The 11,098-nt window shown below is 68.7% G+C and carries 8 protein-coding genes; 2 read left to right on the top strand and 6 right to left on the bottom strand.

What is annotated here, in order from left to right:
* Positions 1–5: 5 nt before the first annotated feature.
* From AB4083_RS04820 to AB4083_RS04845, 6 genes are all read right to left on the bottom strand, one after another.
* Positions 6–1,760, bottom strand: coding sequence for an IucA/IucC family protein (locus AB4083_RS04820; protein WP_441606619.1), 1,755 nt, complete (start codon positions 1,758–1,760; stop codon positions 6–8).
* Positions 1,738–2,907, bottom strand: coding sequence for an MFS transporter (locus AB4083_RS04825; protein ID WP_441606831.1), 1,170 nt, complete (start codon positions 2,905–2,907; stop codon positions 1,738–1,740). The genes AB4083_RS04820 and AB4083_RS04825 overlap by 23 nt, the downstream gene beginning before the upstream one ends.
* Positions 2,904–4,715, bottom strand: a complete 1,812-nt coding sequence (locus AB4083_RS04830; RefSeq protein ID WP_441606620.1) for an IucA/IucC family protein — start codon at positions 4,713–4,715, stop codon at positions 2,904–2,906. Before AB4083_RS04830 ends, AB4083_RS04825 begins: the two co-directional genes overlap by 4 nt.
* Complete coding sequence (locus AB4083_RS04835) at positions 4,712–5,932, bottom strand: siderophore biosynthesis protein PvsA (protein ID WP_441606621.1); 1,221 nt, start codon at positions 5,930–5,932, stop codon at positions 4,712–4,714. The genes AB4083_RS04830 and AB4083_RS04835 overlap by 4 nt, the downstream gene beginning before the upstream one ends.
* Before the next feature lie 386 nt (positions 5,933–6,318).
* Positions 6,319–8,427, bottom strand: a complete 2,109-nt coding sequence (locus AB4083_RS04840; protein WP_441606622.1) for a TonB-dependent receptor family protein — start codon at positions 8,425–8,427, stop codon at positions 6,319–6,321.
* Between the two features lie 28 nt (positions 8,428–8,455).
* A complete protein-coding gene (locus AB4083_RS04845) occupies positions 8,456–9,184 on the bottom strand; it encodes an HpcH/HpaI aldolase family protein (RefSeq protein ID WP_441606623.1) in 729 nt (242 codons plus the stop codon).
* A 186-nt stretch (positions 9,185–9,370) separates the two neighbouring features.
* Here AB4083_RS04845 and AB4083_RS04850 point away from each other — a divergent pair, with 186 nt between their 5' ends.
* A complete protein-coding gene (locus AB4083_RS04850) occupies positions 9,371–10,468 on the top strand; it encodes an XdhC family protein (RefSeq protein WP_441606624.1) in 1,098 nt (365 codons plus the stop codon).
* Positions 10,465–11,064 (top strand): nucleotidyltransferase family protein, encoded by a 600-nt coding sequence (locus tag AB4083_RS04855; protein ID WP_441606625.1) that lies wholly within the window; start codon positions 10,465–10,467, stop codon positions 11,062–11,064. Before AB4083_RS04850 ends, AB4083_RS04855 begins: the two co-directional genes overlap by 4 nt.
* The last annotated feature ends 34 nt before the right edge of the window (positions 11,065–11,098 follow it).

An 11,098-nucleotide genomic window follows, 5' to 3' on the forward strand; every position in this document is an offset into this window, starting at 1 on the left:
TGCACTCACGCCACCTGCCGTGCGGCAGCGGGCGGGCTGATCGGATTGGGCAGATAGGTGTAGTCGGAATCGCGGTCGGCGCGCTTGAACAGGCGCGTGCGCAGGTTGTTCTTGCTGGGCAGGGCGGCGCCTTCGAGCAGGCCTTGCAGCAGCGGCTGCGCGCCGAAGCGTTCCTGCCAGCGCTGTGCGATCGCGCCGATGCATGCCCACAGCCGTTCTTCGAGCACGCTGTCGCCATCGGCGAGGTGGAAGATCGCCTCGGCCAGGTTATTCACCAGCGCGCAGTACGCCACCCGCTTCCAGCCCAGCTCCTGGCTGTAGTGGACGGATTGGCGCGCGCGTTCGGACAAGCCGCCGAGCTGTTGTTCCAGCCAGCGCTCGCGCACCAGCTTGGTGCCTTCCAGGTCGCGCACCCACAGCCGCGAGGGGACGCCGCGGTCGAAACCGATCACGGTGTTCTGCAGATGCGGTTCGAGCACGATGCCGTGCTTGAAGAAGGCCAGCCAGGCGCCGTCCAGCAGCAGGCCGGCATAGGCCTCGAACCAGCTGACGGCAGCGCGCGCATAGCCGGCGGAGGAAACCGACTGGCGCAGCATCGCCTTGCACACGCTGGCGCCGTGGCGATCGGTGGCGAACAGTGCGCCGGCCACCTGCGGGTGATAGCGCTCGCGCACCAGGGCGGCGGGGTTGTCGCGATAGAGGATGCCGAAGCTCTCGGCCAGTTCCAGCTGCGCCTCGGCGTCGCCACCGAGCACACTGAAGTCCAGGGTGGTCGCCGCCGGTTCCAGCAGCACGCCGAAGCCCGGCACGCGCTCACTGATGTCGCGCCATGCCGGCTCCAGCAGCTCGGTCATCGCCACCGCGCTTTCCAGTTCGTACCAGGCGTTCTTGCGCACGCAGTTGGTCAGGCGCACGTGGATCGACATCTTGAGGAAGTAATCGAGTTCCGCGTGATACATGGTGCGCACCGAGGAAGTCGGATGCAGCGCCATGCCGAGCGGCCCCAGCGGTTCGATCAGGCCGCGCTCGCGCGCCTCGCGCAGCAGCGGATGCGCCAGCACGCGTTCGGCTTCCCAGGGGTGGCAGGGATAGAGCTGCTCGGCGCCGGCCACTTTCGCCAGCGTGGCGCGCGCGTCACGGCCGAGCGTGCGCAACAGGCTCGGGTCGATGCGGAACCAGTACAGCGGAACCTCCACGCGCGCTTCCGGCGAGCAGGCCAGCACCTGTTCCAGCGGCACGCCTTCGCGGCTCTTCGGCGTGGGATGCAGCGCATGGCCCCACAGCATGCCTTGCTCGGCGTCGAGCAGCGCATCGCCGCGCGGCGCTGCTGCGGCCGAGCGCTCCAGCAGATGGCGGGTGATCTCGATGCTGTTGTCGGATTGCGCGAGCAGTTCGGCATTGAAGCCGCATTCCGGCGCGAGGCGCTCCAGCAGGAAATGGATGGTGCCGTGCGCGTCGGCGCAGCGCCAAGCTTCACCGGCGGCCTTCAGGTATGGCGCCGAGGTATAGGTGCAGCGCCCGAGCCGGCTGCCATGGCCCAGCCGCACGCATAGCGCATGGCCGGACTGCGCGAAGTCGATGCGCAGCAGCGGGCCTTCGCCGAGCGCGAGGCCGGCGGGGCGGTCGAGTCCCCGGTAATCCAGCGTGGCCTGGCCGCGCGGCAGGGCGAATTCGCGCAGATAGCAATTCAGCCAGCAGGTGATCGCCTGCGCATCGGCCTGGGCTGCGTACCACTGTTCACGCATCGCTTGCTGAAACATACGGTTGCCTCGATGGAAGAAAGAGATAGATGCGCGCGGCGCAGGCCAGCGCGAGGGCGCCCGCGAACGCCGCGGCGATAAAGGGCGTGGCCAGGCCGAAGCGATGCACCAGCACGCCGGCCGCGACGCCACCCACGGCGCCGGCCCATTTGCCGCAGGCGTCGAAGCGGCCGAACAGCCGTCCGGCGCCGCCTGGCCTGGCGTGCTGGCTGAGCGCGCGATTGAGTCCGCCGATGGCGAGCAGCATGCCGATGCCGTAGAGCACGCGCGCCGGCGCCAGCCACCATGGGTTGGCAAGCAGGACGTGGCCGAGACAGGCCAGCGAGAACAGCCCCAGGCCGATCAGCAAGGGCCGCTGCGGCGCCGGCGAGCGCGCCCGCAGCCACGGCAGCAGCACCAGGTACACCAGATGCGGCAGGCTGTAATACAGGCCCGCGTGGCTGTCGCTGCCCACACCCAATGCTTCGCTGTAGGAGATGAAATAAGGGAAGGTGACAACCATCGCGAAGTAGAACAGGAACTGCACCAGCAGCAGCGGCGCCAGTTCGCGCAGGTCGTCAGGTTGTTTCGGCTTGGCCTGCGCGGGCGAGCTGTCGGCCACCGGGTCGGCCGGCAGCATCCAGGTAAGCAGCAAGGCCAGCAGCGGCAGGATGGCCAGATAGCGATACAGCGTCTGCGCCAGGCCCAAGCCGGTAGCCAGGCCAAGCAAGGCCGGCGCAGTGACCATGGCCAGGCGTGCGGAGAACTGCGTCCAGTCCAACGCGCGGGTCAGCGACTGCCCCTGCGCCTGCGTGGCCAGATAGGCATTGGCCGCTGCAAGCGATCCGCCGCAGGTGCCCTGCACGATCAACGCGCATACGAACCACGGCAGGCTCGGCGCGAAGCCGGCCATCAGGAAGCCCAGCACCAGGCCGGCCTGCGCGCGCATCAGCGAGAGCTTGCGGCCATAGCGATCGGCCAGCCGTCCCCAGGTGGTGGCGGTCAGCGCGGTGCACACGGTGGGCAGCACGTAGAGCAGGCCGCTCAGCCAGTCGGGCGCGCCGGGCGCCAGGCCGGCGAGCACGCGCGGCATGAACACCGGCATGCCTAAGGCGGTGAAGGCCGCCAGGTAATGCGCGGCCAGCACGGAAGCGAGCGTGCGCATCAGGCGGCTCCGTCGGCCTGGCGCCGGGTGGCCGTGGCTGCGTCGGGCAGCATGAAGTTCGGACCGCTGTCGCCGTAGAACTTGTTGATGTCGCTGGCGCCGGTCATGCGCTTGCTGAGCAGGCTGCCCGCGCTGAGCAGGTACTTCACCGGCAGCCAGGGTGATTGCAGCAGGCGTTCGGCCGGTTGCGTGTCGATGCCCTGGCCTTCGAGTCCGGCCAGCGTGGTGCGCAGGCTCTGCCGCAAGACCGCGTACATCGGTTGGCGCAAATCCGCTTGCCATTCGGCGATGCCTTCGAGCACGGCCAGCAGGTCCAGCTGCAGGATGATGGTGCAGAACATGCGCGCCAGTGCGGCGTCGTCCTCGACCGGGATGCGCGGGTCGCGCAAGGGGCCGAAGGCTTCGATCTGCGGCAAGCGCTCCCGCAGGCGCGGCAGCAGGACGCGGGCGGAGTCGTTGTCCTTCATCAGCAGCCGTGGCGCTTGTCCCGCGGCGTAGATCAGCACGCAGTTCTGCTGGTTCGCCTCCAGCGCCACGCCATAGACCAGCCACAGCCGCAGGTGCACGTCGCTCAGCAGGTTCGCGTAGGCCTGCCACCAGGCGAGCAGGTCGCCGCGGTGGAAGCGGTCGGCCAGGTGCGCGGCGAAGGGACGTCCGTCGGGCATCGCGCTGCTCAAGGCGGCGGTGGGCACCAGGGTGGCGTCGGGCAGCGACGGATAGCCGCGCACCAGGTAGGCGAGATGCTTGGCTTCTTCGACGTGGCCCCCATGCGCCTCGTCCACATGCAGGTAGCGGCTGCGCAGCGCGTCGTCGTTGTGCGCGATGGCGGTCAGGGCCTGGCCGAACCAGTGGCCGTCGTAGATCGTCGACGGTTTGATCAGGCGCAGGTTGAGCGCGCCGAGGGTGCGCATCAGCAAGGGCAACTTGATATGGCGGTCCGGATAAGCCACCGGCATCACGGTGCGCACCGACAGCGTCGGCCGCACCGACAACCAGGACAGCGGCGCGCGATGCGTGTCCGGCGGCAGCGGGAAAGCGTCGCCGTCGTGCAGGCGCGGCCAGGTCAGCGGGTGCACCGGGAGCAGGGCATGGCTCGCGGCCAGCGCGTCGTCCAGGCCGACGTCGCGCATGCCCGGCCAGAACGTGGGCTGCGCGGTGGTGAGTTGCAGTGCGTCGCGTGGCACCGCCAGCCAGCGCAACTCGAAGCGTGGATCGAACTCCGGCGCATAGGCACGCATGTCCGCTTCGCCGAAGCCGGACTTGGCGCGCGCGGTCGGATAGAACGGATGATCGCGATAGCTCGCGACCTGGTCGCAGCGCAGGGCGCGTTCTTCCCAGGTGGCGGCATCCAGCGCACCGGCAAGCGCATCGGTGCGTGCTTGATAAGCCAGGCGGGACAGCGTGCGGTGGTCGGCGGCGCAGCGCGCTTCCGCGGCGTAGTCGCGGTGCAGTTGGCAGGTCTCCTCGTCCAGTCCTTCCGCGAGCAGGGCCAGCCAGGCTTCGGCGCCGTGTTCGTAGGCGAGGCCTAGCGGTGTCTCGCGCAGCCATCCGTCGCCGCGCGCGCGCAGGCTCTGCATGTAGTCGCTCGGTTGCACCGGCAGCCACAGCACGCCGCCGGGAAGATGCGCGATCCGCCACCACTGCTCGGGGAAGGCTGGACCCGGCCAGGCCTGCCGCATCGCCGCCGCGGGTGCCGCTTCGCTGCCGCGATGCATGATCCCGCGCACGTCCTCGCGCAGGCAGCAGTCGATGATGCGCCAGGCGATATAGGCGCTGTCGTCATGCGTGGCATTGCCGGTGCCGGGGTTCATGCGTCCACCCCCTGGGCGATCCGCCAGTGCAGGTTCGGCTCGACGGCATCCAGTGCGTGGCCGAGATCGTGCTCGGTCTCCGCCACGATGCTCAGCGTGCCCAGGTAGTCCTTGTTGGAGCGGCTCAGCCGGATCTCGTCGCCTTGCTGGCGCAGGCGGCGATAGGCGACATGCGCGCGCTCGTGCTGCTGCGCCTGGTCGTCGCTGATCTGCAGCAGCCGGCCCTCCTCGCGCGCCACGTAGTAGCGCACCAGGGCATGCTGGCTCGACGGGGGCAACGGCGCGAGCGGCTGGCCCAGGTGCAGGCGCAGGATGGTCTCGAACCAGCGCTGGTGGTACATGCGGTCCAGCATGAATTCGCGGCCGTCGCCGATGCTGCGATAGTTGATTTCGACCAGCACAGGGCCGCGGTCGGTCAGGATGAATTCGCTGTGGCACACGCCGAAGTCCACGCCGAACGCCAACACCTGGGCCAGCGCCTGCTGCCGCTGCCGGGTGCCGGCGGGGCCGTTCCAGCGCGCCTCCAGTTCGATGAAATGCGGCGGCTCGGACAGCGTCACATCGAAGCCGCCCACGGCTTGCGTGCGGCGGCGGTCGCTCAGCGTTTCGAGGGTGAACAGCGGGCCATGCAGGAATTCCTCCAGCAGCACCGCACGCCCGGGGTGGCGTTGCCAGAACGCCTGCAGGTAGTGCTGCAACTCAGCCGGGTTGGCGCACAACTGCACGTCGAGACTGGCCACGCCCTCGCGCGGCTTGGCGATCAGCGGCCACGGCGCATGCGCCGGCACGCTCTGGCCCGGCATCAGGCTTTCGAACCAGGGCGTGGGCAGGCCCAGCGTACGCAGGCGCTCGCGCATCGCCGCCTTGTTCTTCGCCGCGTAGCACACGCGCCAGGGCTTGCCCGGCAGGCCGAATGCTTCGGCGACCAGGGCGGTCGAGGTCTGCAGGTGATCGCTGTTGGAGAACACCGCCGCGGGGCGGATGCCGGCGCCGTGCAGCACGTCGATCACGCTCAGCGGATTGAATACATCGCACTCGACCAGCTGCTGCGGTGCGTGCTCCGGCGCGCGGCCGAAATATTCCAGGTGTTCCAGCCGATGATCGGTCAGCACCACCACGGGCAGGCCCAGGCGATGCGCGGCGGGAAGGAATCCATCGGTGACCGCCGCGTGGCGTACGTGGGTCAGGATCACCAGGGGCGACAGGTTCTCGATCATGAAGGCATCCGTATAAGAAGGTCCGCTTGCGGCGGGCCACCGGATGCCGGTCATGGTCCAGGCGCGAGCGATCGCGCAAGCCATCCACACGGCATCCTCGGCGGTTTACCGAAGCGCTCGTTTCGACTGTGATGGCTGGGCCGGGCAGGACGCCCCGCTGGCTCGGTAGTGCTGCGGTCCGCTACCGCCATGGCCGCGACTGCATTCGCAGTAGTCGCGGCATGCTCAGGTTCGGCGCATCCCCGTGCATGCATCGGCGCAGGGAATGACCGTAGTCCTATGCCGATGCGGGTTCGTCATGTTGCATGGCGGCAAGTAAGTTTGGCGTCAACGCCCGGTTGCAGATGCAAGACAGCATGCGCTGATGTGCGCCGCATCACGCTGCCTCAGAACGTGAGTTCCACGCCCGCCGTCACCGTGCGGCCCGGTGCCGGTTGGCGACCCCAGGGACTGGTGTCGATGCCGCGGTACCAGTAGCGGCGATCGAACAGGTTGTTCACCGCCAGCGTGCCCTTGAGCGTGCTGCTGCCCGCGCGCATCAGCGTCTGCGTGAGCTGCATGTTCCACACCCAGTACGACGGCAGTTCGCCGACGGAGGCGATGGCGTTCTCGCGCACCGTGTTCGCGGCGTCGCTATAGGCGCGGCTGAAGTAGTAGCTGGTGAGCGCGACGACGGTATCGCCCGCCCCGTAGCTGGCGCCGAGGTTCAACTGGTTGCGCGAGGTGTAGGGCACGCGCCGGCCGGCGTACAGGCCTGCTTGCTGGCTGGCGTCGAGATAGGCATAGCCGGCGCTGAGTTTGAGCGCGCGCAGGCTGGGCGGGCTCCATTCCAGTTCCAGCTCGGCGCCCTGGTGGCGGGTCTTGCCGAGGTTGGCGTAGGTGCGCGTGGTGTTGTCGAGCTGGATCTGCTTGTCGAAGTTGATGCGGTACACATCGAGGTTGATGCTGGTGCCTTCGACCGGCGTGTAGCGCGCGCCGGCTTCGTAGTTCCAGGCCAGCTCGGAATCGAGGTTGTCGCCGTAGATGATCTGCGTCACCTGCGGCGCGCGCAGCGAACGCTGCGCATCGGCATAGACATACCACTGCGAGCTCGCCTTGTAGCCGACGGTGAGGCCGGGCAGGGCGTTGCGCACGTTGTTCTGCGTGCTGCTGCCGTTGGCGCGGTTGAGATAGGTGGAATTGAGGTGCTCATAGCGCAGGCCGGGCGTGATGGTCAGGCGGTCGTTGAACAGGCCGACGGCGTCGCTGACATAGGCCGACCAGGCTCGGTCCTTGAACTGCCAGTTGCGCACCAGGGTGTACACGCCATTGTCGAGGCCCGTATTGCCGACCAGGAAGTCGATGTCCTCGCGCACCGCGCGCACGCCGGCCGTCCACTGTTGCGTGACATGGCCCGAATCGACATGCAGTGCGATGCGCGGCTCGCTGCCATACACCTTGAAGCCGCGCGGCGCGCTTTGCAGCAGCTGCGGTGCCAGGTCCGGGCGCCAGGTTTCGCTGGCGAGGCGGCGCATGCCCACGATGAAGTTGCGGCTGCTGTCGGCGCTGAAGTTGGTCCAGGTGAACTGCGACTGGTCGAACGGACCCCAGGCGCCGAGGTCCTGCTGATAGGTGAGCGATGCGCGCGTGGTGCGGCCGGTGAAGCGGTCCAGCGAGCGGGTGGCCTGGCGCGGATTCGCCTCGTAGTCGGCCACCGAGAGTGCGCCGGCCATATCCATATGGGCCACGTAGCGCTGCACGTCGGCCTTCAGCAGCTTGTCGTCGGCCAGCCACCATTCGGCGCGCACGCGCAGGTTCTTTACGTTGGTGCCGCTGTGCTCGCGCCAGTACTGGCCCTTGTTCCAGTCGGCATCGACCTGCAGGCCGACATCGGGCGTGAGGTAGCCGCCGCTGCTGAGCGTGGTGTCGCGCAGGTAGCGGCCCGCGCCGCCGGCGGTGATCTTCTCGCCCAGCGTGGTGGTCCAGCGCTCGGGGATCGGCTTGCTGACCAGGTTGATCACGCCGCCCACATTGTTGGGGCCGTACTGCACCGCCGCGCCGCCGCGCACGATGTCGATGCGGTCGATCTGGTTCATGGTCACCGGGAACAGCGACAGGCTGGTCTGGCCGTAAGGCGCCAAAGACAGCGGAATGCCATCTTCCAGCACCTGCACGCGGCCGCTGCGGCTTTCGTACAGGCCGCGCAGCATGATCTGCGGCAGCACGCCGGTGCCGGTTTCGTCGAAGATCTTGATGCCCGGCACCTGTTGCAGGGCATCGTCCAGCGAACGGTTGGCGCCGGTGGCGAGTTCCTCGCTGCCGATCACCTTGCGGCTGCCGGCGTAGGTGCGCACGTTCTCCTTCGACGACTGGCCCAGCACATTGCCCTGCACCTGCACGGCTTCGAGGTCGCGCGGCTTGTTCGGCGTCGTGGTGTCGTCGGCGTGCGCGGCGGTGGCGCACAGCGCGCAGGCAATGGCGAGGCCGAGGAGATGCAGGCGGGGAAGACCGGTCACGTAGCGATTCCAATAAGAAGGAGAGGGATCAGGGGTTGCGCAAGGCGTTCGCGCGCTCGCGCAGGGCGGCGAGCAGCAGGCCGCGGTCTTCGCCGGCCAGCATCCAGCGCGGGTCGCGGGCGGCCCAGTGGCGGAGCTGTCCGTCGTTGCGCGGGTTGGGGCAGAACGGAATCCCGGCTTCCTCGCAGCACTGGGCGATGTCCAGCAGGCGCTGCCACACCTCGGCGTGCAGCGGCTGCGGGCCCAGGCCCAGGTCGAGGGCCAGATCCAGCGCGCCTTCCATCACCAGCGAGATGCCGGGAACGGCGAGGATCTGCGGCAGGGCGCGCACGCCTGCGTCGCTTTCGATCATCGGCACGACCAGGATCTCGCGGTTGGCCTGCTCGATGTAGTCGGCCAGCGGCGTCTTGCCGAAGCCGGTGACCCGTCCGCCGGTGACGCCGCGCCGGCCCAGTGGCGGGAAGCGTGCCGCGGCGACCGCGCGTTCGGCCTGTTCGGCCGTTTCCAGGCGGGAGATCACCACGCCCCTGGCACCCGCATCGAGCACGCGGCCGATCAGCTTCTCGTCCACCTCGGGCACGCGCACCCACGGTGCGCAACCGCCCAGTTCGCAGGCGCGGATGGCGTGCTGGAGCTGGTCGGGCGAGACCAGCACGTGCTCCAGGTCGAGCAGGGCGAAGTCGTAGCCGGCGTGGCCCAGCATTTCGCACAGCAAGGGGCTGGGTACGGATTGCAGAAGTCCGATCGAGCGCGGCATGCGTTGCCTGGGCCTGGGAGAAGGTGCGCAAGCATAGTTTTAATGAGAATGATTATCAACAAATGGCAACCGTAAAGAGTTGCCGATCGGCCAAAGCCAGCCTGGCGCAGGCTTGCCGCGGCTCGGTTGCCAAGTATTAGACCGGACGACTAGCATGCTCGAGCTCACACGCGCAGGCGACATCGAATGAATGCTTCGCAGGAGTTCCCACAACTCTTTGCGGCGGTCCAACAGCTCCGCGCGCGCATCACGCCCGAGCCAGCCGCGCTGGCCACCATTGTCCGCACCAGCGGCTCGACCTTCCGCCGGCCCGGCGCCCGCATGCTGGTGCATGCCGACGGCGAAGTGACCTGTGCGCTCGCCGGCGGCTGCCCCCAGCGCGACATCGTGCTGCGCGCCCAGCACGCCATGGCCGAGCGCACGCCGGCGCTGGTGCCTTACAACCGCGAATCCAATCTCGACCTGCTGATGGAAGTCGGCTGCGGCGGCGAGCTGGACGTCTTGATCGAACCGCTGGTGCAGCCGGCGGATTTCCAGTTTTTCGACGTGCTGGCCAGCCTGCACGACGAGCGCGCGCCGGCCAGCGTCGCCACCGTGTTCTCGCGCGATGGCGCGGTGCAGACGCCGCGGCCGTGGCGGCTGATCCGTCATGCGGCAGGGCATTGGACCGATATCCCCGCGCCGCAGCTGGCGCAGCGCATCCATGCATTGGCCGACGGCCTGCCTGCCCACGGCGGCGCCGTGCTCGAACGCGCCGAGGCCGATGGCGCGCAGCTCGATGTCCTGCTCGAAGCGTGGCGTCCGAAGCCGGCGCTGGTGGTGGTGGGCTACAGCGAATGCTCGCTCGCCCTGGCGCGCCTGGCGCATGGCCTGGGTTGGCAGACCACCCTGGTCGAGCATGTCGCCGCGTCGCGCGGCCGACTCGAAGGTGTCGGCGCGCAGCTGCATGCCGGGCCGGAAGCCTTGCCGCACCAGTTGCCGTTCGACCGGCAGACCGCCGTGGTGGTGATGACGCATCACTACGAGCGCGACCTGGCTTACGTCCAGGCGCTGGCCCCGGTGCCGCTGGCGTATCTGGGCGTGATCGGCTCGCGCCAACGTGCCGGCCGCATCCATCACGCTGTGCGCACGTCCGCCACTGCGATCCATGCGCCGGCGGGTCTGGATATCGGCTCGGAAACCGCACAGGAAATCGCGCTCTCCGTCGCCGCGGAAATCATGGCGGCGATGCGTGCGCGTTCGGGCGCACGGCTCAGCCGCACCGACGGGCCGATTCATTCATGACCGACAGCGGCGCCCTCGGCATCGTCCTGCTCGCCGCCGGTGGCGCGGTGCGCTACGGCTCGGCCAAGCAATTGCTGGTGGTCGACGGCGAGCCGCTGGTGCGCCGCATGGCACGCGAAGCGCTGCGCGTATCGCCGCGGGTGGCGGTGGTGATCGGCGCTTACAAGGACGACGTCGAAGCTGCGCTGGACGGATTGCCGGTCGATGCGGCCTTCCACGCGGGTTGGCCATCCGGCATGGGCGGTTCGCTGGCTTTTGGCCTGGCGCGCCTGCGCGAACGCCACGCCGACTTGGCGGCGGTCGTGGTCTGCCTGTGCGATCAGCCGGCACTTGGCGCCGCGCAGTTGCAGGCGCTGGCGAGCGCGGCCTCGGCCGACCGTATCGTCGCCGCGGATTACGGCGACGGCGTCCTCGGCGTGCCATGCTTGTTCCCGGCGCGCTTTTTCCACGAGCTGGAACTGCTGCACGGCCCGGAAGGCGCGCGCAGCCTGCTCGCTCTTTACGCGGACCAGGTACAGGCGCTGCCCATGCCTGAAGCCCGCATCGACATCGACACACCGGACGACTACGCGCGTTGGCGCACGGGCATCGGATAGCCCGATCCAAGCTGTATCCAGAAATCGCCCATGC

The sequence above is a fragment of the Dyella sp. 2RAB6 genome (genome assembly GCF_052115385.1).
Taxonomy (GTDB): domain Bacteria; phylum Pseudomonadota; class Gammaproteobacteria; order Xanthomonadales; family Rhodanobacteraceae; genus Dyella_D.

Bases quoted from the DNA above. Each gene is read 5' to 3' on its own strand.
- AB4083_RS04820 (WP_441606619.1), bottom strand. From the start codon at position 1,760: ATGTTTCAGCAAGCGATGCGTGAACAGTGGTACGCAGCCCAGGCCGAT.
- AB4083_RS04830 (WP_441606620.1), bottom strand. From the start codon at position 4,715: ATGAACCCCGGCACCGGCAATGCCACGCATGACGACAGCGCCTATATC.
- AB4083_RS04835 (WP_441606621.1), bottom strand. From the start codon at position 5,932: ATGATCGAGAACCTGTCGCCCCTGGTGATCCTGACCCACGTACGCCAC.
- AB4083_RS04845 (WP_441606623.1), bottom strand. From the start codon at position 9,184: ATGCCGCGCTCGATCGGACTTCTGCAATCCGTACCCAGCCCCTTGCTG.
- AB4083_RS04850 (WP_441606624.1), top strand. From the start codon at position 9,371: ATGAATGCTTCGCAGGAGTTCCCACAACTCTTTGCGGCGGTCCAACAG.
- AB4083_RS04855 (WP_441606625.1), top strand. From the start codon at position 10,465: ATGACCGACAGCGGCGCCCTCGGCATCGTCCTGCTCGCCGCCGGTGGC.